Annotated in this window: 20 protein-coding genes and 1 pseudogene; 5 read left to right on the plus strand and 16 right to left on the minus strand. The window is 26.3% G+C overall.

Annotated features, from left to right (window positions below; genetic code table 11):
- Positions 1 to 287: 287 nt before the first annotated feature.
- The 13 genes and pseudogenes from CQA44_RS13200 to CQA44_RS13230 all read right to left on the minus strand — a co-directional run bounded on the left by CQA44_RS13200 (position 288) and on the right by CQA44_RS13230 (position 9,693).
- On the minus strand, positions 288 to 566 hold the full coding sequence (locus CQA44_RS13200) for a hypothetical protein (protein ID WP_258864942.1): 279 nt from the start codon (positions 564 to 566) through the stop codon (positions 288 to 290).
- 364 nt (positions 567 to 930) lie between these two features.
- Complete coding sequence (locus tag CQA44_RS07675; protein ID WP_115546690.1) at positions 931 to 1,281, minus strand: DUF4299 family protein; 351 nt, start codon at positions 1,279 to 1,281, stop codon at positions 931 to 933.
- Between the two features lie 149 nt (positions 1,282 to 1,430).
- A complete protein-coding gene (locus CQA44_RS13205) occupies positions 1,431 to 1,844 on the minus strand; it encodes a hypothetical protein (RefSeq protein ID WP_258864943.1) in 414 nt (137 codons plus the stop codon).
- A 314-nt stretch (positions 1,845 to 2,158) separates the two neighbouring features.
- The gene (locus CQA44_RS13210) at positions 2,159 to 2,674 is read right to left on the minus strand and encodes a hypothetical protein (RefSeq protein ID WP_258864944.1); all 516 of its coding nucleotides are present in this window, start codon (positions 2,672 to 2,674) and stop codon (positions 2,159 to 2,161) included.
- On the minus strand, positions 2,671 to 2,979 hold the full coding sequence (locus CQA44_RS07685) for a hypothetical protein (RefSeq protein WP_258864945.1): 309 nt from the start codon (positions 2,977 to 2,979) through the stop codon (positions 2,671 to 2,673). The genes CQA44_RS13210 and CQA44_RS07685 overlap by 4 nt, the downstream gene beginning before the upstream one ends.
- Positions 2,980 to 3,128: 149 nt before the next feature.
- The gene (locus tag CQA44_RS07690) at positions 3,129 to 3,833 is read right to left on the minus strand and encodes a DUF4276 family protein (RefSeq protein ID WP_115546691.1); all 705 of its coding nucleotides are present in this window, start codon (positions 3,831 to 3,833) and stop codon (positions 3,129 to 3,131) included.
- Positions 3,833 to 4,900, minus strand: a complete 1,068-nt coding sequence (locus CQA44_RS07695) for an AAA family ATPase (protein ID WP_115546692.1) — start codon at positions 4,898 to 4,900, stop codon at positions 3,833 to 3,835. The genes CQA44_RS07690 and CQA44_RS07695 overlap by 1 nt, the downstream gene beginning before the upstream one ends.
- A gap of 117 nt (positions 4,901 to 5,017) precedes the next feature.
- A complete protein-coding gene (locus tag CQA44_RS07700; protein WP_309544888.1) occupies positions 5,018 to 5,851 on the minus strand; it encodes an ankyrin repeat domain-containing protein in 834 nt (277 codons plus the stop codon).
- A 152-nt stretch (positions 5,852 to 6,003) separates the two neighbouring features.
- Positions 6,004 to 6,996 (minus strand): bacteriophage T4 gp5 trimerisation domain-containing protein, encoded by a 993-nt coding sequence (locus CQA44_RS13215; protein ID WP_408941381.1) that lies wholly within the window; start codon positions 6,994 to 6,996, stop codon positions 6,004 to 6,006.
- Between the two features lie 313 nt (positions 6,997 to 7,309).
- Positions 7,310 to 8,429 (minus strand): annotated as a pseudogene (locus CQA44_RS13430) (toprim domain-containing protein).
- 151 nt (positions 8,430 to 8,580) lie between these two features.
- Positions 8,581 to 8,940: a hypothetical protein gene (locus tag CQA44_RS07715; protein ID WP_258864948.1), complete on the minus strand. Its 360-nt coding sequence runs from the start codon at positions 8,938 to 8,940 to the stop codon at positions 8,581 to 8,583.
- Positions 8,941 to 8,971: 31 nt separating this feature from the next.
- Entirely contained in the window at positions 8,972 to 9,223 is a 252-nt protein-coding gene (locus tag CQA44_RS07720; protein WP_181881828.1) for a CAAX protease, read from the minus strand.
- A gap of 230 nt (positions 9,224 to 9,453) precedes the next feature.
- Positions 9,454 to 9,693: a hypothetical protein gene (locus tag CQA44_RS13230; RefSeq protein WP_258864949.1), complete on the minus strand. Its 240-nt coding sequence runs from the start codon at positions 9,691 to 9,693 to the stop codon at positions 9,454 to 9,456.
- A 244-nt stretch (positions 9,694 to 9,937) separates the two neighbouring features.
- Between CQA44_RS13230 and CQA44_RS12560 the strand changes: the two genes are divergently transcribed.
- The 3 genes from CQA44_RS12560 (at position 9,938) to CQA44_RS13510 (ending at position 11,105) form a co-directional block, all read left to right on the plus strand.
- Positions 9,938 to 10,168: a hypothetical protein gene (locus CQA44_RS12560; RefSeq protein ID WP_181881829.1), complete on the plus strand. Its 231-nt coding sequence runs from the start codon at positions 9,938 to 9,940 to the stop codon at positions 10,166 to 10,168.
- A 497-nt stretch (positions 10,169 to 10,665) separates the two neighbouring features.
- On the plus strand, positions 10,666 to 10,809 hold the full coding sequence (locus CQA44_RS13505; RefSeq protein ID WP_181881830.1) for a hypothetical protein: 144 nt from the start codon (positions 10,666 to 10,668) through the stop codon (positions 10,807 to 10,809).
- A gap of 50 nt (positions 10,810 to 10,859) precedes the next feature.
- A complete protein-coding gene (locus CQA44_RS13510; protein ID WP_115546693.1) occupies positions 10,860 to 11,105 on the plus strand; it encodes a relaxase/mobilization nuclease domain-containing protein in 246 nt (81 codons plus the stop codon).
- A 1,668-nt stretch (positions 11,106 to 12,773) separates the two neighbouring features.
- Here the strand turns inward: CQA44_RS13510 and CQA44_RS07750 are convergent.
- Positions 12,774 to 13,289, minus strand: a complete 516-nt coding sequence (locus tag CQA44_RS07750; RefSeq protein ID WP_115546695.1) for an Hcp family type VI secretion system effector — start codon at positions 13,287 to 13,289, stop codon at positions 12,774 to 12,776.
- Between the two features lie 131 nt (positions 13,290 to 13,420).
- Between CQA44_RS07750 and tssM the strand changes: the two genes are divergently transcribed.
- Complete coding sequence (gene tssM / locus CQA44_RS07755) at positions 13,421 to 16,948, plus strand: type VI secretion system membrane subunit TssM (RefSeq protein WP_115546696.1); 3,528 nt, start codon at positions 13,421 to 13,423, stop codon at positions 16,946 to 16,948.
- A complete protein-coding gene (locus tag CQA44_RS07760) occupies positions 16,945 to 17,844 on the plus strand; it encodes an FHA domain-containing protein (RefSeq protein ID WP_115546697.1) in 900 nt (299 codons plus the stop codon). The genes tssM and CQA44_RS07760 overlap by 4 nt, the downstream gene beginning before the upstream one ends.
- A gap of 4 nt (positions 17,845 to 17,848) precedes the next feature.
- Here CQA44_RS07760 and CQA44_RS07765 read toward each other — a convergent pair whose 3' ends face one another.
- Both CQA44_RS07765 and CQA44_RS07770 read right to left on the minus strand, forming a co-directional pair.
- The gene (locus CQA44_RS07765; protein ID WP_115546710.1) at positions 17,849 to 19,558 is read right to left on the minus strand and encodes a hypothetical protein; all 1,710 of its coding nucleotides are present in this window, start codon (positions 19,556 to 19,558) and stop codon (positions 17,849 to 17,851) included.
- Positions 19,559 to 19,620: 62 nt separating this feature from the next.
- Positions 19,621 to 23,355: a hypothetical protein gene (locus CQA44_RS07770; protein WP_115546698.1), complete on the minus strand. Its 3,735-nt coding sequence runs from the start codon at positions 23,353 to 23,355 to the stop codon at positions 19,621 to 19,623.
- Positions 23,356 to 23,358 lie beyond the last annotated feature (3 nt).

Below are 23,358 nucleotides of genomic sequence, written 5' to 3' on the forward strand. Positions count from 1 at the left end.
TTCTATAGAAAAAAGTTCTTCAAAACTTTCTTTGATGATGGCTTTAGTGATTTTAAAGGGTAGGGGATTTGAAGCAGGATTAGAAATATCAAGACTCATGTAAGAAGTGAGAGACACTGATGATCCTTTTTGTGTTTATAGTGGTTTATAGTTTAAATTTAATCAATTAAACTTATTTTAGCATAAGGTGGGTAAAATAAAGTTTATTTCAGAATATGGGTTTATGAGTGGAAAGAGATTGTGATTTTTTGAAACAAAATTTTTAAATATATTTTTGTTATTAAAATCTATTTTCTATCTAAATTTACTTCTATGATATTAAGTTCTTTTTCACTGTTTTGTGTATTTTCTAAGCTCAATTTTATTTTATTTGCACCCATAGGAGTTAAAATAGCAAAATATCTAGTATTATTTTCATAAAAATCCCAAATTTCATCAAATTCCAAATAATTTGCTAATCCATATTCTTTAAATTCACATTCTTTATAGATTGATTTTAAAAATCTTGGCACCTCATTCATAATAAAAAGTATTTTTATTTTTTCTTTTTGAGAATTAATATCCAATTCTTTAACCAGATTGTTTTGATATTCTTTTGCTTAATTATTTCTATTATTTTTTTTATTTTTTTATTATCACAATTTTTTAAACCATTGAGATTAATATCTATTTCTTTTTTCAAATCTAATTCTTGGGGAAGATAATTTATATTTTGATAATTAGAAGTTTGCGGCAAAAATATATTTAATTTTTTATCACTTTTAAAAATTAATTTTGATATATTCATAATTTTGATATTTAATTCTAATGCAGCGTAAAAACCTTTTTTAGAAAAAATTTTATCTACACCTTATTTCATATTTGCAATATCTAAATTCTCATCAGATAAAAATTGCGTAAGTTTATTTAAAATTATAGGCTGAGGAAGCATTACCACCCATTAAGCCCTAAGCTCTTAAGCTCTTCTAAACTCATCGCTCTAATTAAAATTCTTTCTTCTGATTGGATTAAAGAAAAATCTTGTAATTTCTCTAAAGCTTCTTTATACTCTAAATATCCCAAAGGCTCATCTTTGCTAATGCTAAAAAAATTCAGTCTCCATTTAGCTTCTTTATCTTCATCGTCTAATTCAAAATTTTCCCAAGGTTCTTTAAAAAGAATAGTATCTGTATCTTCACTTAGGGTGAAATTTATTATTAACCCATCGGGTGTTTCATAAAGTTTAGGCATAGCTTCATAAGCTTTTTCCCAACGCTTTTGTAAAAGTTTTAAATCTTCCATAAATTTCTCCTTAAATATAAAATGAAATATAACTAAAAATCTTTTTATATTAAATTACAAGGAAAAACATTTACACAAAGCTAAGATGCATACAAGAAGTATCAGGAGTTGCATTCATATCATCTTCTAGGAATAGTTATTTTTCTTTTCTAGTCATAAAAAGCCTTGTGGGTTTGAAGTATGCTTTCTAGTTGTTCATCTTTAGCATAAAGAAGCTTTTCTCCTAAAGAATAATCAAAATTTAAAGGAAAAGGTTTTAGGGTATTTTTACTTAGAAATTTTTGCCAAAGTATAGAGTTTTCTTCTAGTGAAAAATCCCAAAAATCATCTTTGTTGTTATAAACATAGTCTTTATAATCTATGAAATTTACAAAGTTGATATTTATATTTTTTTGCTTAGAAAGCATATCTTGTATATTTTCTTCTTCTGCGTTTTTTGGAATTTTGTTGTAATTAATAAGATGATAATTAAGCCTGTTTTTATTTAATTCTTGATTATCAAGCTCATTTAAAAACTCTTTAGAATAGTAATTTAAAAAAATAATTATTTGCGTATTCTTCAATATAGTCTTTAAAACTTCTTTTATGAATTCATTTATCTTGACTAATAGGATAAGATTTTAAAGTATTATTTTTAGAGTTTAATACATAATCATATCCTACAAAAAAATAAGAAAAATCCATAAAAGCATAATCAGCACTTATACCCTTACAAAGATTTAAAAATATATTTTCAAGTTCTAAAATGATTTTTTCTTCTTTTCTTAAATTTACTTCTTTTTGTAACTCATCTTGACTTTTTGGAGTAAAAGTATGATTGATTCTGTGATTATAATTATTAATTAATATTCTAAGCTTTCATCGCTGAAATGAAAGCTTAGCTCAAGCGAAGAATTAAAATAAATATCATATTTGTAAAATAGGGTGCTAAATTATCTTGTTCTATAAAAGTATTGATTTGGCTTTGAGAAAAATTTTCTCCTTTTTCATCCCAAAAAGGAAAATTAGGAGCAAGATTTTTAAGCATACCAATCTCTACTAAATCATTTTTTTGATAATATCTATGCAAAATATACTTACTTTTATCTTGGCATAATCTATTGTAAAATGGATTATAATTTGAAGGTAAAAAGTCCCACCACTCATCATCACCACTGAAATTAATACCTTCAAATTTATCAATACTAAAATAAGCTTTAAGTTCTTGCATAGCTTTTAAAGTATTATTTAAATGTTTATTGTAAAATTTATCTTTATTGGCTTGTTCAAATTCAAACCAATCTTTGGCATTTAAACGCTCGCCTTTTAAGCTCCAAGCATTAAGATATTTTTCATCACTAAAAGTTTTGGTAGAAAAAAGATAAAAGCTTACTTGATTAGAGCTTAGTATCATTTAAAGGCTCTCAAAGCATCTATAAAATCTTTTATATCTTTTACTTGATCTTCCACCCAATCTTCTATTGTATAATCCTCATCACAATCACTGTCTTCACTATAATAATCTCCCCCTTCAAAATCAGCAGGATCATTGTAAAGCTCCATCTCTATGTGTTCTAATTCAAATTCTAAATCATTTATAAATTCTTGAAGAATTATTCCATCAAAATTGTTTTTATCATATTTTAAAATAGCTATCAAATTAGGAGCTAAGATAGCTCTATCTTTTTCATAAAGTTTTAAATTTCCATTTTCTACCAAGTTTTCATACTCATAGCTTAAAACGTTACTTATAAAAGCTCTTCGTTCGTGTTTTTTTAAACCATCTAAGGCCCTTCTAAATAATTATCATTTTTAAGATAGTATTTAAAAAACCTCTTGCAGTTTTTTATAGAATAAATTTTTATTATTCATTGTTTCTCCTTTGTGTTTTGATAAGTTTTTAAATTGTGAATTTTTTCACACCATTTGTTAAAATGCTGACATTTTGATCTTATGTTATCTATACCGATTTCTTTAGCGATCTTGCTACCATGCAAAACTTTCTTATAGCTAGGAGAAGAAAAAATCTTTTTCAGTCTGTGCGAAGTACTTGTTTCTTTGCTATTGTTAATTAGTTCAGGGTTATCGTATTCTTTGATAATATCTTCTAGTTCGCAAATAAGTTTTTCATCCCATTCAGCATCTGCTTTAATAATTTTTGTAATATCACTAAAAAGCAAACTTTCAAATTCATGCGGTTGTATATAGCTAAAAAATTTATTCGTATGGCATTTTTGTTTAATTGCATCATCAAAATCTTTTTGTATTTTTTCAATATATTCATATATATCGGTAATAGCTTTATTTTCTTTTAAAAATTCATCATCTAATCCATAATAATCAAACATAGTTGTCATAAAAGCTTCTGAATCTTCTTTTAATTTTTTAACAATAAAATTAACCACTCTATCATATGAAAGCGCACCACCCTTATTTCTTTTAGATGTAGGTATTGTTAGTGGAATGAGATAAATATTAAGGTGGTTGTGAAAATATGGTCCTAAAGTTTCATTGATAAATTTTTCTTCACTTTGCCCTTCGCAAATCACATAACATCTTACAATATTTGACATTATTTCGGTCTCCCGCCTATAAGATTACTAGCCCAAATTTCTCCAAGTGTGTATTCTTCAAGCCAAGTTTGTAGTTTTTCATTATCCATTCTTGTAAAAATAGACTGATCATCTTCTTTATCTGCAACTATAATATCTTGTGCCTCAAAATGATTTATCAATTCCACAGATTGAGAAGAAATGATGAGTTGTTTTTTTTGAGCTACTCTTTTGATGATTTCGCTTAAAATTTTTAATGCATAAGGATGCAGTCCTAATTCAGGTTCATCGATGATGATCGTTCCTGACATTAATTCAAAAGGTTGGAGCAGTAAAGTAGCCAAGCATACAAACCTTAAAGTTCCATCAGAAAGCATATGTGCTTTAAAAGGGGTGTCAGGATCGTTTTTGTGATACCATTCTAGTTGTATATTTTCATTGTCTCTAAAAATAAATCCCCCAAAAAAAGGAGCAATGTCTTGTATGGTGGTTAAAATTTGTTCGTAATGTTGCTTGTAATCATCATGGAGCTTTCTAAGATAAGCTGCTATGTTTTGTGCGTCTTCTTTGAATATAAGATTATCATTTACATCACATATGCCTTTCATCTTAGCTGTATCTCCGGTATTATGAAAATGATAAAGTTTCCATTTTTTAATTTCGCTTATAGTATAATTTGCAACCGCTTTAGATCTAGAGTATTCTTTTGCATTGGAAATATTGCTTTCATATATATTTTCTCCTATGGGATATTCATAACCTCCCAAATAAATTCTTTCTTTTTGTATAAGGAGTTTATTTTCTTGTGTAGGCACAATATCTACTTTATATCTATTTGGAGAAAATTCAAAATCAAAATGCAATTTTTCAGTTTTTTTTCTACCAAAATACAAAAAACTATCAGGTCCTTTATCTTGTGTATAAAATTGCAAATTTTTATTGAGTAAAACATTAAGCATTTTAAATACTGAGATAAAATTACTTTTACCCGCACCATTTGCACCTATTAAGATATTTAAATTTTCAAGCTTAAATTCGGATAAATCTCGTATAGATTTATATCCTTTGATTGTTATTTTATTTAACATTTATATCCTTATATATCCTTAAATTTTTCCATTTTCTTTAGCCTTTTTTATAGCATCGTTGATGAGTTTAGAATATTCATCAAGTTCTTTGCCTATATTATCATTATCCATTATCACTTAATTTATAATATATATTATATTTTTTTCAAGTTGTTCTGAAGTCATTGCCCCTGCATCTTTTAAAAGCTTTTTATTTCTAGATCCTCGTACTTCATCTAAAGGGGTTAATGGAGTAGCATAATTTACATTGGCTCCAAGTTCTATTAAGAGTTTTGTAACCCTATAAGTTTCTGGTTCTTTTATAGCTTCAAATAAAAGAGTCTTATCGTATTCTCTATCACTAAAAACTTGCATATCCACATTAGTTCCTCCTTGAATGGCTAGTTCTAATAATTCACACTCATTTCGTCTAGCCCAAAAATGCATGGGAGTCCCATTAAAGCCATCTTTGTGCACTTCAAATTTGGCTCCACGATCTACTAAATACCTAATGATTTGAGGGTTGGGGTTGTCAGAATTTAGTATATAATCATAAATTAAAGCATTTTTATAAATGTAAGGATTATCATCTTCTACTTCTTCCATTAAAATATATTTATCATTGGCTTCTTTGATGTGTTTCATGTCACAATGATAAAAATTATACTTAGGATTTTTTAAACTCAAACCATATTCATCAAATAAATAATCTAAAATAGAAAAATCATTGCCATGATTTCCGCAAGAAAATGCAGCTCTTACTATAGTTGTGCAAGGATCAAATAAAGATAATTCATCATTGCTATCAGGATTTTTAAAATGTGCCTCATAAAAGCTTTCTTTTACAGGATAATCTTTTAAAAGATTTTTAATATTTTCTAAGTCATTATTTTTGATAAAATCAAATAATTGTTTTTGAATTTCCATTTTTTCTTCAAAACTCATAGCTTTAATATCTTCTAATGTTTTCATTTGTTTCTCCTTTCTTTGTAAATTGGGCTTATTTATGATTTTAGTTTGAATTTTAAGAAAATTGCTTTTAATCTGCTCTTAAATCACCTCCTTTTACTCTTAAACCTTTATCATCTATAATCACTTGTATTTTTCCTACTTGTAATATAATCTTATCTTTTATTTGTGTGATAGTTATATTTCCTACTCTCTCTAGAAACGATTTGTTTTTGTGCTGTTAAAACATTATTTGCCAAAGTATTTACCTTATCAGCTGTAAAAGTGCAATCATTTTTAGCTTTAAAACTAATAGAATCGTCAGCCTCGGCTTTAAGGTATTCATTCGTTTCTATGCTTAGATCCTGTTTGGAATAAAATTTTATACTTTGATGGGTTTGAAGTACATAAGAACCTTTTATAGTTTCATTTTTATTATGTCCTATTCTTTGGATAAAATCATTTTTGATGTCTTGCTCTAGATTGTTATTTATTATTACCCTTTTATCGTTTCCTATTTTTTCTTCGTGGTTTTGTCCGATATTGACTTCATTGCTGATTCCTACATTTAAAGCATTGTTTAAACCCACATTAGTATCTTTAGAAAGCAAGGTATTTTCTAAATATTCAGCCCCTACATTGACATTTTTAAAACCTATGATATTTTGCATATGTCCTAAAGTGATAAATTCAGTGTATAAAGCTCCCTCTTCTGAAGTTTTATTGTTTTTTATGGTTTGCTCGTAATTGTTACATATTTCTTCTTTATAATCTTTTTGTGCTAGGATATAAATTTCTTCTTTATCTTTGTCGTTTTTTAGGGTAATTTCATTCCTTGCTCTTGCATCGGTATTATCTGCTCCTATTGTAGAATTTGCTAAAGTAAGATAATGATTATTTATAGAGCTTAATTCATAATCGGTATTTTCTTGAAGCTTTAATGTATCTAAACCTTTGTCGATCATCATAGGAGTTGCACTTAAATAATTCAATGCACTTGTGGTAATTTCTCTTTTATATCTTGGATAATTATATTGAGGCATTGCATTAGTCCCATTATACAAACTCCCGCTCACATAAGGTTTATCTATATCATCATCTAAAAAAGAAATAATCACTTCATCACCAACTCTTGGAGTATGATAAAAACCTGAATGATTACTTGCAATGCCTGTTGCTACTCTTAAAAAAGGAGTGTGATGATAAGATTTATAAGTATCGTTTGATAAATTATTAGAAGAGTTTATTAAGCTTGTATTATCTTTAGAATTTGTATTATTTGTATCCTCATGAGTATTGGTTTTTATATTTGCATTTAAAAGATTTTCATCTAGTTCTTCTTGATTGGCATAAAGATTAATCCTTACTTTTTTGTGTATATTTATAGTAACTATATATACTAAATATTTATTAATATATAATAAAATTAATTTTAAATAATAATATTATACAAATAATTATTTGTATTTTAATATGATGAAATTACCATGTTATTTCTTTTTGAGATATTGTTTTTATAGGACTTTAAAGGTGCTAAGTTTATTTTGAAAATCAATAAACTCTAATTGTTTTTTGACTTCATCAAGCCCTTTGTTTAAGAAAATATCATTAAAATCACTCACGCCTTGTCCTACTTCTTGATCACTAATTTTTGGAATGATAACTTTAATATCTGAAAATCTTTTCTGAATTTCTTTTGCAGTTTCTATACCAACATTAGAAAGACCTTTTAATTCTCTTTTTTTATCATTATCTGCTATTAAAGTTATGGGAGTATTTTGAAATTTATTTTTTAGGGTTTCAACAATTTTCGATAAGTTTCCAGAATCTATACCCATTATTACAGGTTTGTTAATTGTTTTATATATCGTTGCAGCAGTAGCAAAACATTCTACTATGATAAATTCTTTGCAATGTTCTAAGTTTTTTGCACCTATTATATGAAAACAACCAGTTTTTTTCAGAATATTCAATGCCTTGTTCTTTTTCTTCTTTTGTTTTAATAACACCAATTATTTTATCACCATTAGGAAATATTCTTTGCATAGACCATAATTTTCCATTCTCATCTTTTAAAGGAATTAGTAAAGAACCCATTTTGTCTTGTTTAAGGTAGAAATTTTCATCAAAGTCTTTTTTCTTTAGATAGGGGTGACTTGAATTAGCCCACCCTACATTATTATATTCTTCTTCAAGCTTCAATGCTATTTTTTATGAAGTTCTAAAATATCTTGTTTAATATTATTGTTTTTAGAATTATTTAAATTTTGATTGCAAGTTTGATAATTTATAACATTTTGTTTTATATTTTCTAAAGACATTTTCCAATTTTCTTTAATACCTGTTTTAAAATTTTGAATAAAACCAGCAGGATATTCATTTAAAAAACCACTATAAGCTCCACTCATTTCTCTGTCTTTATCTGTTGCAGTTTTTACTCTGTGGATTTTGCCATCGTGGATTTTGCCATCCATGATAGGTAAGCCATCAATGATTAATCCTTGATTTTCTTGATTTTCTAGAGCAGATTTAAAAGTAGTAAAACTTCACTTTTATCAAATGAAAAATTTTTTTGGTGTGGATAAAGCCGTTGTGAGACAATATTCTTATCTAAGCCTTTTGGAGAAAACCATTTTTTTCTTTATCATCCTACATTGTTCCTTTTGTGACATTTATATCCTTTTAGTTTTCCTTACTATTGTTGCTATAATTACAATGAAATTCGAACTCCTTAGTATCCCACCTTTCTGATCTTAACAATACTCCAAAAGTTCTTTTTTAATTAAATCACTTAAGAATAAATCTATTTTTTGTGTATTGATACCTATATAAGCATTTTCAATCTTTGTTGTTAATCTTGGATAATGTTTTCCATTTTTTTCTATTGTTTTTAGAATATTTTCCCAATGATAATTTCTATTTCTTAGATTTTGCAATAGGCTAAGAACTATATCTACTTTATGTATATTTCTAAAATTTCTATTCTTCCCACCTTTTAAAAAGAAATTTCTATTATATTGATTGTAATTTCTAAAATTGATATTTCTTAAATCCATTATAGAATTTTGTAATCTATTTTCTTTAATTAGATAAATAATAGCTCCTAGGCTCATACGAGAAAGATATTGATGATGAGATAAAATTTTATTTTTTCTCTATATTCAATTTCTTCTCTAATTTTTTTAATATTTTTATCATTAGATTTTTTACCCAATCATCATCTTGCTCTAATAATTTATTATCAAGTTTATTTCTCAGAATAATTTCTAATGTAGCAATTTTTGGAGTGACTTTTCCTACAAGTTTGAGATTGTCATAATGTTTGATAATATCATTATTATAAGACAATAGCCTTGTTTTAGAAAATAGATTATTAAAATTTGTTAGATTATTCATTTTTACCTTGATCGAGAAAATGTTTTTTCGTTGCTAATTTCTCTATCTAGTAAAACTTTACTTAGTTTTTTTGAAAAATTCATTCATTTTTTCTTTAAAAAATGTTCCTTTGCCAATTCTATTAATTTGTTTTTTTCAAATTCCTTTCTAATTTCTGAGTAAGAATTTGTAAATTCTAGTATTATTAGTCCTACATCTTTTTTACCACTTCTGATAAGTTTTTTATTGCTTTAAGAATTCCGTCTAACATTCATATATAGTTTTGGTTTATAATTACTAAGTTGATTATTAAGATCTTTTTTTATTTCTAGATTTATATTTTCTTTGGCTAATTTAGAACTACCAATATTAATTAAATGTTCAATACCTTTTTGAAAATTTTTATCTCCAAGTCTTATATTTAATGGTATTTTTTCTTTATCAGTAATAATATCAAATTTAATATGTTGATTTGAAAAATCTTTTTTCAATAAACTTTCTGCAACATCAAAAGTTTTTATATTATCAAAAAATTTATTTATATCTTCCCCTTCATAAGTTCCTTCTTGTATAGCTTCTTTATAATGCTTATTAAGTTCACTTACATCTGTTAATTTTGTAACCTTTCTCCATTTTTATTCCTCTATAATATTTTTTGTTTTATTGTTTTTTTGCAGGATAGTCTTTTATTTCCTAAAAAGTTACCTTTTTAAAAAAATAAAAGGCGAAAACTATGTGAGGCTCACTAATGAAGTGCTAATGAATAAAAACAATAATTGTGTTATTAAAGTTAGCAAATATGATAAAATAATTTTAGAATATATAAAATCAGAAACAAATGCGCCATATAGTAAAATAATATCTATTTTATTAAAAAAGTTTAATTCTTGTGATGCAGATGAAAAGAATAAATTAATGATGAAATATCTAAAAATAAATTTTATACAAGCGATGAAAATAAAATAATCAAACTACAACTTACAGAAAATGAAGCAAATATTTTAAAGGAAATATCTAAAAAATAGGATTTTCAAGTATTACTAAACAAGCAAAATTTTTGTTATTAAACTCCATAAAAAATTAAAAACTTTTTACCAATATAGAAATAGATGAGTTTATAAAAACAAGAACAGAAATCAATGTAATAGGTAAAAATATATACCAAATTATTGAAAATTCTTAGAAGTGGAAATGCTGTAAAAATAAATGAGAATAATTTAAAAAAATAATTGATAATATCAGAGATAAAATTGATATATTATCTGATCAGCTTGGGATTATAATAGAAAAAATGATGAAAGAATTTAATGTAGCGTAGTATTAGAATATTTGATGATGAGATCATTGCTAAAAAAGTTCTTACTAAAATAGAAAATGCTTCAAAGCTACCACTAAATTATATAAATAAAAATAGAGATAAATACACTAAAGATATAAAAACAGGTAAGCTTATTAGTAAAAATATGTTTAGAAAAAATACAGAAGTTGTTATAAAAATTACTTCAGGTTCTAAAAATTCTCAAGCATTTTCAAAACATCTTTATTATATTTCTTGTAAAGGAAATGTAGAATTAATAACTAGTGATTTTGATAGATATTTGGGATAAGATGAGATTTTAGAAGTCAAAAGAATAATTTTCAAAATGAAGGAGCTTCTATACCGTTATATAAAGAAGGTGCTAAAGAAAAAAGACATACTATCAATATAATTTTTTCCATGAAAGAACATTCCAACACCAAAAGAAAAATTACAGCAGGCTGTAATTACTACTTTAAAAAAAGTATATCCAAACAATTTTTTATTCTAGCTTTTCATGGAGATACAGATAATCCACATTGTCATATTTATTTAAAAGTTGTGGATAAAAATGGTAAAAGAATTAATCCAAAAAAGCAGATCTAGCAAATTTAAGAGCAGAATTTGCAAAAACAACATTAAACGAGTTAGGATTTGAAGCAAAAGCTACAAACAAAAAGCAAAGAGAAGTAGAAATAAATCAAGAATTTTCAGCTAAATTAAATGCAAATAATGAGCTTCATCAAGCACCAAAAATAAAAATGTATTATTATCAATTATGGATTTTGAAGAAGCGAATTATCAATTTAGCACAGATAAAAATGCCAAAAAAGTTTTATGTAAGTTATAAAACCAAAAAAAGAATAACTACAATTTGGGGCAAGATTTAAAAAGAGTTGTGAAAGAAAATAAAGTTTTAAGGGGTGAGTATGCAAGATTTAAAATAGTAGGACAAGAAGATTATTAAATCAGAAAAAAGTTAAAATAAACAATAAATGGGCAAAGAAGTTTCTAAAATACTTAAAAACCTATTTGGGAGGTATCGGTAATAGGTAGAGAGAAAGATTTGAAACAGATAAACAAATCCAACGCCAAAACAACAAAAAATATAAGATTATACAAGAGAAAGGGGTAAATAATGAGAGAGATTATACAAAACAATATAGACAGAGAGTCTTACAAGAGCTCGGTAATAAATCAACTATCCGAAGAGAAGTTGCCCAAGAAAGAAACTCTATGCGAGTATTGTCCGAGTAACCTATGGTTTATGACACAAAACGAAATCAAATGCTTTTGCACATCAATGCACTCAATCAGCTACAGCAAGGAGAGCGAAGAAGAGCTGATAATATCTTGCGATGGACAAGTGCTAGGAATACTGAGATTGCAAGAGGTGAGTAATTTATAGGAAAGGAATAAAAAATAATGAAACAAGAAATTTATACTAGCAAATTTTATATTTCTAAAAAAATGGAAAAGAGGTTTGTTTTAAATTAGATTTTGAAATAAAAGCATTCGAAGAAAGTCAAAAAATTTACTATGTTGATATATATATGCAATTATAAACTATCAATATTTGAAAAATGAAGCAGATGTTATTCCAAACGCTAATAAAAATAAAAACTATTGGAAATTACGATATGATTTTAATAGTTGGAGTTTTCATTCTTCCATAATGTTTCATCCAGATTATAGATCTTTAGGGATAGGAACATTTGTGATAAATAAAATGCTAGAAATCACCTAAATTATGTTCCATAAGCAAGTCTTTATGGTAGTTTAAGTGGGGTAGATGAAGAAAATTCTAAGAATCGTATAAGAAGAGATAGGCTGTATAAGAATTTAAGTTTTGTATTTAATGAAGATAATACAGGTTTTGGTATAGATAGTATTAGTGATTTAAAAATAAGAAAAGATTTTGATTGTATTCAAGAAATTTATATTTTTGATATGTGTAACCAATTATCAAATTTACAATACCTAAAAGAAGGTGATGACAAATTATTAAAATCTTATAAAAATGATTTACATAAAGCAAATAGCAAGAATAATATCCTTCGTACAATAATAAGCTTATGTTTTTTACTTTTAATAGCATTGTTTTTTGGTTATTTATTTTGTAAAGTAAAAAACAATAATTAATTTCCATTATAGAATTCTATATTCTGATTGTTTGAATCTACAGCATGTAGTCCTATTTACTATAAAATATATTTTCAAGATAAAATCTCCCAACCATATATTTTAGTCGGGATTTTTTAAGATAAAATATAATCAAGCTTTGCCTTCTCTCCAATCATCACTTCCGCTAGTTCCAGCAGCAGTATGCTCCCAAACTACTTTTCTATAACTCATTGAAACTTTTAAAAGCTCGGTTTTATCATGATTGCTCGTATCTTGTGCATTTGGCATTATCAATTCAATATTTGTAATAATTGCATCTTCTAATTTTGTAGTAAAGAAGTGCTCAGATCCACCGCTTGTTGCAGTTCTAAACCAATGAACTTCTACTGTTGGAAGTCTTTCTCCTTTGGTAAGTGCATTATACAGTAAAGGCACAGATTTATTTAAAGAACAAGTAAAAGAAAAAGGCTTATGAACTCTTTGTCCAGAAGGTTGTCCGCTTTGTTGATCAACAGGTACAGTTACAACATGAGATACCTCTTGAGCCATAATTTCATCTTCATGACCTGATTTATATCTATTACCAATACTAGCCTCAGTAGATGCACCACTTGAAATTAGACCCTGAGTAGAGCCTTCAATTTTTATAAATGCTGGTTCAGCCATAAAAACTCCTTTAATTTTTTTTAACACTTAAAATTGTAACATTTTAATGTTAATATATTTAAATTTTATTGTTAAAATATTTTATAGCATTGATATTAATTATCTGTTTTCATTATTTTAAGGAAGAAATGATGTTCAAAAAAATATGTAATTTTTTAAAATCGAAATTGTTTATAACTGTATTTCTGCTTTGCTGTATTTTTCTATTTAGTATTTTATTTTGGTTTCGGGGATCTTTAGTAGCTTTTAATGATATATATATTTTTAGTAGTTCATTTTTAAGATTTAGTATTATCTTTATAGTTTGGCTTATTGTTTTTTTGTTTTTTTTATTAAAACCTATTATAAATTTTATATCTTCTCTGAAAAGCGAAAAAAGATTAAAATTGAAAAACCTAAAAAAAGAAGCCGATGAGTTTATTTATAAATCTAAAAGAAATTTCTTTTTATCCCTTAAAGATGCTAAAGAAACTTGGAAAAATGATTTAAAAACAAAAAATTTACCTTTAGTTATTATTATAGGAAATGAAGGGGTTGGAAAAAGTACTTTTATTAATTATTCCAATATTGAATATCCACTTAGCGATAGTTTAGAATCTTATAAAAAATTCCATAAGTCTACTAGAAATTTTGCACTTTATGTATCAAAAAAAGGTGCTTTGTTAGATACAGAGGGAAACTACTTTTCACAAGAAGAATTTTTTAAACCTGCAAGTAGCGATGAAATACCTGAAGATGATATAGATAAAAATAGAGATTTTTTAATTAAAAAAAACATATGGAAAAAATTCCTTACTTTTCTTAATAAAAACTTTTTTCATAGTAAATTAAATGGAATTATTTTAGTTATCGATACTGTTCTTTTTTTAAATAATTCTAAAGAATATTCTAAAAATCTCATTAGATATCTGATAAAAAGAGTAAATGAATGTGAAAAAGCCTTAAATTTAAAATTACCTATTTATATAGTCTTTTCAAAACTCGATTTAATTGAAGGTATGAAAGAATATTTTGATATTTTTGATAAAAAAATTTCAGATAAAGTTTTAGGACTATCTTTTGAACAAGTTTTAAATAAAGAATATTTAAATAATGAATTTAAAGAACTAAGCGATTCGTTACTATGCTCTTTAATGAGTAAAAATTCCTACATCCATAGCTTAGAAAATAAAAATAAAAGCTACTTATTTTTAAAACAGCTTGACAATCTATTTTCATTGACAAAGACATTTATTTTAGAAATACAAAAAGAAAATGAACTCAAAAATAATTCTTATCTTAGAGGAGTTTATTTTGTTAGTGCTTATCAAGAAAATATCCCTAGAAATTTCTTACTTGATGCCATATGCAACAAATATAATTATAAGAAAGTATTATCAAAATCTAGTGTTATATATAACAAGCGGAGCTATTTTGTTAAATCATTACTTGAAGATTTAATTTTTGCAGATTATTCCTTAAGTATTACAAAATCTTATTCTAGAAAGCTATTTTTTTTAATCATGATTTTAATTATAAGCTTTGGGACATATACCATATCTTCTTATTTTATAAGTAAAAACAATGATGAATTTGAAAAAAGCCAAAATACCTTAAAATCTTTAAGAGCACTTCTTGAAAATCAAGATTATCAAAATTTAGATATTAAACAAAAAGCTGGCTTTTTAATTGAATTGAGAAATATTTTAAACACTTATCCTGAACTTTGGAAAGATAATAATATATTTCAATATTTAAATCTTAATCTCTCATACAAAGGATTCAACAAAGCTAAACAACTTTATTATAAACTTAATGAAGATGTATTAAAGAACACTTTATTGAAAGAAATGGAGTATATTTTGCTTACTGACACAAATGAAGAAAATTTAATCAAAACTTTATATATGTATAGATCTTTATTTGAACAAAAATATTTTAATAAAGAAATGCTAAAAGTCTGGATTAATGAAAATTGGAATACTTTGAATAAATATTCAATCTCCAAAAATGATTTTTTAGATGGAGTAGATGAACTTAAACAATTTAACCTTAAATCTTTTAAAGAAGATGAAAATAGTATAGATACAGGAAAAAGAAAACTTGAAACTATAAGTAGAATTCAAAGAATTTATACTCTTCTTAACTTTTTAAATAGCGAAAAACCCAAGAAAAAGTATCTCATAAAAGAAGATTTAGGTTTTACTGCAAATAGCGTATTTTCGAGTGATTCTCAAATAACTTCTATAGATAAAATATATACAAAATCCGGTATGATAGACTTTTTAAACAACTTAAATCAACAAGTTAATACTGCAATCAATATTGAATCTTGGATGTTAAATAATAATTTAAAAGAAAACAAAAATACCTTAACTATGGGCATTTTAAAATTATATTTAAATGAATATAAAAATGCTTGGCAAAATTTACTTGCTTCATTGCAGCCTATTCAATATCACACTAAAGAAGGGATGCTTAATGAACTTGATATTTTATCAAAAAAAGAAAATCCTTTGTATTCTTTGCTGAAAATTGTTAGCTCTAATACAAACCTAAATGATGCGGTTTTGCTAACACAAGCTTATAATTTAGGATTAAATGCTGGAGAAATTAAATCAAGCTTTATTAGCGTAAGCAATGCTTTTATGCAATATCATAAACTTATAAATAAAAATACACTTTTAAGTGTTGGTGGTATAGAGGTTGGTAAAAGTGCTGATGATGAAAAAATATTAGATATTATTAACACAAATATTGCAAATATATCAAATAAAATTATAGATTTTAGCTCTAATAATAATCAAAGCACCGAAGAAAAAATTTCATATGCTCTTGAAAACAATAAAGATATAAATGATCCTTTTGTTGCATTTCAAATGAGTATAAAAAAATTACCTAGTGATTTGGAAAGGTATTATAATCAGCTTTCTGATCATTCTTGGAATTTGATTGAAAACTATGGTATTTCATTATTTAATACTGCTTGGATTAACGAAGTATACAATCCATTTATCAATGATATTGCGCCATTTTATCCTTTCAATGAAGAAAGCACAGCTAATCTTAGTATGGATAGTTTTAAAACATTTTTTGGTAGAAATGGAGTATTAAATAGTTTTTATAAAAAATACTTGAACAATGTTTTAGTAAAAAGAAAAAATAACTATTCTATTAATTCTCAATTTGCTTCAAAATTAAATTTCTCTAAAGAATTTTTAGATTTTATTACTAATACAGGCAATCTTTCAAGCCTTATGTTGAATGCTAGTGACAACATAAAAGTTAGTTTTACTATTCAAAGCCTTGATTTAAGTGCAGACTTTTCTTTTATAAAATTTGGTTATCATAATAAAAATATCCAGTATGACCATACATTTAATCAATCTTTGCAGATTATAGCTGAAGAATTTAATAATGGAACAAGCTTAGATTTCACAGCCTATAATTATTTTAATCCTAATTTAAATTATACAAAATCATATAAGGGAGAATGGGCGTGGTGTAAATTTATAAAAGATAATAAAAACAATTCTACATACAGCATTATATTTAACAATAATAAAAACTTATATTTTGACTTTGAAATTATTAACGGTGCTAGTGATTTAAATAATATAGTTTATATCTTAAACAATCTTAAAATAGTAGAAAATATCACAGGGGTAAATAAACAATGATAGAAAAAGAAGAAATAGGAATTGCTATTGAAAATTATGACGAATGTGTTAATGGTGCTAAATTGTTTATATTTCAAACAAAAGGTGGTACTATAGGAAGCGGAGATGATTGCACTTTTCGCATTCAGGACAAGCTAGAACAAATTAAAAATACACATGCTATAGTATCTTACGAAGAAGGATCTTTTACAATTGCACCTTTTGAAGATGCTGACATTTACTACAATAAATCCTTTTCTAAAATACCAAATGGTTATGAAATAATAATTAGTATAGGTGATATTTTTAGAATCGGTAATTTAGAATTTAAATTTGTAGATGCAAACAGCATTGAAGAAAGTATCAAAGAGAATAAAAAATACTTAGAAGATATTGAAAAACGCAATCACTTTGACGAAATTGAAATTAAACCTAGAGGAAAAACAAGTATAAATTTTGATAAAAATGAAGAATTAAAAGAAATTTTAAAAAATAATGATTATAAATTCATCGAACAAGAAAAAACAGATAAAAGCTTTTTAAAAGAAATTACCCAGAAGAATCCAAATTCATTGGAATATGAAAATATCTTAAAAAGCTTAATGAAAAATTTTAAAGATATTAAAACAAAACAACAAAACTCTAAATTAAACAAAGATTATTCCCCTATTAGTATCAAAGATTTTGAAAGTATTGTTAATAATATACCCTTAATCAAATCTACAAAATTAATCAATATTTTAGCACTCAGTATGATTGCAAAAGAATTATATACTCCAATTTTTGAAGAAATGGAAGAAAATATGTTTATTAAATATCTTGAAGCTGTAATACAAAATAATATTAAAGAAGATAAGATTCTTTTTGAGAATCTTACCATAAAAGCACTAGAAAAATATATTAAAGATTTTGAGTGATTTTTTACTCTTTGATATTATGCTCTTTAGCATAAGCTCTTATTTTAGCTCTAAGCTCTTCAGGGAAATTGGCTCTATATATAGCAGGGATTCTTGGATCAAGTTTAGCGTCTAAATCTCCTTTTTGATAGATCCATTCTAGTCTTTCAGGTGTAAAATAATAAGGAGCATTAGGATAGCCTTGAGGAGGAGTAAGAGCTGCTAGTTTGGCTTGTAAATAAAGCTCTTCTAAATAAATTTCTACATCTCCTTCGCTCCAGTGATTAGGTATATCATAACTATAAGCTCTTACAAAGTTTTCCTTGTTGCCAGTCAAATATTTATCAAATTCCCATCTACTTTCAGGAGTAGAATCTACATCTCTTGGATCTTTATATTTACCCTTTTTAATATTACCTAACATTGTCCTCATTACATCATTATTAATATCATAAATAAAATCATATTCATTTGGATCTATAATCCATTCTGTAGAGATTAACTCATCTAAGAAAGGAAGCATACCGTATTTATCATAAGGAGGATTTTTAGCAAAGTCTTTGATGAGTTGTTTTTTTAAGGGATTTTCATGAGCTCCTATCATAAAAGCATCAAAAGAATCATTATTTAAATCTTCTAAAGCCCTTTTATCTCCTAATTGTGCTCCAAGCCAAAGAGCTTGAAAGCCTCTTGACATCAAACCTGCACTAGAAAGCTCGATAAATGCCTCATAAAAAGCTTTTTTATTACCCAATATACCTAAGCAAAGTTGATATTCTCCTGCAATTAAATTAGAATATATAGTATTTGCCTTAGCGCTAAAAGCTCCATAAGCTCCATGTTCAAAAGCATTTTTATAAAGTTTTTCACTGCTGTCTTTAAGTTCAGCAAAATAAAATCTATCATCAAATACTGTATCTTCTATTTTACGCGAATAAACATATAAACCCCAATAAGCATCTCCTAAGTCATACTTGTCTATAAGCTCTTCATAAATCCTTATACTTCTATAATTAGCATTTAAAAATTCATTGATTAATTTATCCAATAAAGCTTCATTGTTTTCATCTTGATCTAATTTACCTATAATGGCTCTAAAATAATCTTTTGAATATCCAAGTTCTGCTAAAGTAAGTCCTGCTTTATAATCCTTACCCTCTTCATAAGCATAGCTTAAATTCTTAATGGCTTTTTGAAGAAGATCATATCCTTTATAATCTAATCTCTTAGCTTCTTTATAATCTTTCATACCTTGCTCATAAGCATTTATAAATCTTTTTTCTTTAGGTCTTTTAGGTCTTATTAAAGCACTATCTTTTAAATCTATAGGAGTGCATACTAAACCACTTCTTTTTACTAAATAATTATATCTTCCTTCTCCATCTAAAGAATGAAAATAAGCTTTTTCTGCTTTAGTCCAAGGAGCAATAGCTCCTTTAACAGGATCTTTTAAATAAATCTTTTGCCATTCTTTAAATTCTACTAGAGTGGATTTTTGCCCTGTATGAAATTCTGGTTCTAAATACTTAGGCTCATAAGATTTTTTATAAGGAGAATTATCGACTATATGAACAGCTTCCAAAAGGGCTTTGGTGTATTCTTTAGTGTATTTGCCTGTAGGTTTTTTTCGCTGATTAAATAAAAATTCATTGGTTTTTGTATTGAGTTTTATACCCACTCCATTAGGTGCATAAACCATTTTAACATCTTTATTAATATCTTCATTGTTATTCATATCCTCTCCTTTGCAAGCGTTTATAGTAAAAATAAGTAAGGTAGCTAAAAATAATTTATTCATTAATAAGTCCTTTCTGCTATGATAGTAGTGGCTAGCCTGCCTAAAAAAGGTGGGCGTTTTTCATAAGTTTTATATTCTGTTTCTTTGGAGTTTAGATTAGATTTATTTGTTTTCAGGCTTTTATCTTGTTTATTTTCATCATTAATTCCAACATATAAAGCCTTGATATTATTTTTGCCTATGATTTTAAGACTAGAAAGTATTTGTTTGCCTTTGGCGTTTAGATTTCCACTTATCACTTCAGAAAGGATTTTGATGAGTTCATTATAAGCCTTTAAAGCAGCAACTTCATCTCTCTCTTGAAATTTTTCAATAAAAGCTAGTTTTATTTCCTTTTGAGGAAGATTTAAATTTGTATTGATAAAATTTTTATCTAAATAATATTGGTTCATAATATCTCCTTTAGTAATGTGTCTTTGTAAAAATTTTTGCATAAAGCTTTTATCATCGAGTCCTCCTCTTAATTCATCAGGCACTATATAAGAAAGAAGTTTTTTAACCACCATTTCTCTTATGGTATAAACTGCTGAAGTAGTAAATTCTTGCCTTACTTTTTTATATGCTGAAGAATAAAGTATGATATTTGGAAAAATTTCTAAAGAAAGTGCTTCAAGTCTTGACCCAAATAATGCTGTGGAAAAATTATAAGAGGCAAAATTTGAATGTATGGCTAAAGGATAGCTCAAAAATTCATTTCTTATCGTAGCATAGGGGTGGTGGTGTCTTTCTAGATTGAGAAAAAATATATCTTCATATTCTGCGAGTAAAACTTGTGTATGAATGCTATACATATCACTAACAATATATTTAGCTATACTGCTAATAGCACTTATACCAATACCCGCAGCCAATTCTTTTGGAGAAGCTAAAGTTTTAAAAAAACGCATTCTATGATAAAAGCCCAAATGCTTCATTACCCCTTTTCTTCTAGTGTATGCACTCGCTTTTATTTTATCTTCACCACCTTCCAATTCTACATAAGCAAAAAGATGTCCTTCTATTTTTTTGTTTGCATTAAATCTTTTTTTTGAGTTAGAATGTAAATCATCAATCGTATTGCTAATAACATTTTCATCGATTCTAAAATGTGAGAGTTTTTTTACAAATTCTTTATTATTTTTTAGAATTTTATAATCTTCTTTTAAAGCCAGCAAAAGAGCTAAACTCGGATGAAAACTTTTGATAACTTCCTTGCTTACTATTTTTAGATCTTTTGTGCCAAATTTTAAAAAATCTTGCAAAAAGCTTTTAAATTCTTTTTTACCCAACATAGAACTAAAATTTTTACCAAGCAAAGAAAGATTTTTAATAAGTCCTCTATTTTTAACTATGACAGCAACACTAGTAAGTGCAAATATAAGTGCTAATTTCGCAAAAGCCTCTTCAAAACCATCCGCAAAAGGGACAAGAGAAGAGATAAAATCTTCAAAAGCTTTTTTCAAAATTTCAAGGCGTAAATTCATAAAATTGACTTCATCATAGGCAGAATCTAGTTCTTCCTTAGGGATGATATTTTTTAAAATAAAATCATCTACGCTTTTATAATTTTTACTAAGATCTATTTCTATATCGCCTATTTGAAGCTTATTGTCAAGTTGTTCTAAAAAAGCTTTATCTGTAGCTATTTTATAAAAAAGTTCGCTAAGTTCTTTTAGGTCGATATTGTGATTGTTAGTATAGTCTGAAGATACGACTTCTATGGGGATATTTTGTATTTTTGCACTGGCTATAATGAGTCCAACTTGCAAAATCTGTTCTATGGGTAAAAACTCTAGTTGGCTATCAGGATGATTTTCATTAAAAGATTCAAGGGTTAAATTATCTAAAAGTGTTTTATAAAGGCTTTTTTGATTTTCTTTTATTTTTTTTTCAACATTTTCAATATTTTTTTTATATTCTGCACTTAAGAAATGACTAGCTATTTCTTTTAATTTTGCATTATTGTCTCTATCGTCAATATCTTTCTTAAACCAATCTTCAAGAGCTCTAGCTTCAGCGGCACTTTCTTTTACAAAAGGAGAAAGTTGTAAAACAAATTCTTTAGAATCTTCATCTTGTTCAAGATCGTATTTACTATAATCTATTTGTGTTTTATCTTTTGGAGATTCAGGTCTTATGATATTTGTCTTAAAAATCTCTTCGGTAATACTTTGACTTAAATTTGCCATAGTATTGTGTGGTGCTTGTGAGATTAAAAGATAGTTTTTATTTTGTTTAGAGCTTGTATTGCTCTTTGAGATGTCATTTTTGATAAGTTTTGCTAAACCCCTTGATAAGAATTGAGGCTGTTCTATAAACACAAAATTTTTAAAATCTTTATCTTGTTCTTCATAAAGATCTAAAGCACATTGATAATTTTTTGAAAAATCATTGATATTAGGATTAAAAGTATGAAGAGTGCTAATATTTCCTAACTCATCTTGTTTTTCTTCATTTTCTTTTGTTTGTGTTGGTTTGTCTGTAGCGATACCAAAATTTTTAAGAATATGACATTTTAAATCTTGATCGCATTCTCCTTCTATAATATAGGTGTTTTGATTGATTGTATTTTTGCTTTGTTCAAAAAAACATGAAAGATTAAATGCACTTAAATCTAAAAATTTATTATCATAAAAAATCATACAAGAATAAAGTTGCGTTGAGCAAAGAGCACTAATATAAGAAATATCCTCAAATAAAGTTTTCATAAGAGGTACAGCAAAAGGAAGATAAAATTTACTTGCTTGTATTTTTTTTAATTCTTCTTCATAATTTATAATATCGTTAATACCCATCCCAATATCAAAAGCTACTCCCCCTAAAGTAGCTGCTATAGCCAAAGTACCCGCTCCAAGAGAGGCAATACTTATTGCAACACCTACAATAACCGCTGCTATGGTTATGCCTATTAGCCAAAGGGTTCTTGTTTTGTCTTTGTCTCCATCTTCTAGGACTTTAATTAAATTCTTTTTAATTTCATTAAAAGTATCGTCAAGGATTTTTTCAAATTTTTGCTTATCTTCTTTGGCAAAGATATTTTTTTGACTAAGCAAGGTAAGATCATTTTTGATATCATCGCAAAGTTTATTAAGATAAATAAAAGCTTGATTTTTTTCTGCTTCTTCTTTGCTAATATTTTCTTTACCCCATAAATTGCTTTGTTTTAATAATAGTGTAAAACAAAGCTGAAAAGTAGGATGTTGGTATTGTTTTAACACTTCTTCTAGTTTATCAGATTCTTCATTGACATAATTGCATGTCGGTGAAACTGTTCTATTATCTTCTGGAAAACAAGTAAATTGTTTAGTTGTTTTATCTTGTCTCTTGATTATCAATGCTTTTGAAATTTTAATTTTTTCATAATTAATCATTTTCCTAGCACTTGGATCATTTACTACCGCTTTATAAAACTTCACCAAAGGATTTGAATAAGCTTCATTTTTAAGGAATTGTATAGGTATGGTGATTTTTAAATCATTCTTCTTTATTTGTGTTTTACCTTCCAAACTCATTTCAATTTCTTTATCAAAAAGAGTATTAAAATTGATATTTTCCCAAGTATAAAATTTAAATTTTTCTTTTTTACTATCATTATATTTAAGCAAATCAGAAATGCGTTGTGCTATAAAAGCATTAGGAGCTATAACGATGAGTTTTTCTGGCTCTTTATATTGAATAATATTTTCAATTTTTTGCTTTATATCTTTAAAATCAAGATTATGAATAATAGAGTGAATATTTATAGCATCTTTCATTAT

The sequence above is a fragment of the Helicobacter sp. MIT 14-3879 genome (genome assembly GCF_003364125.1).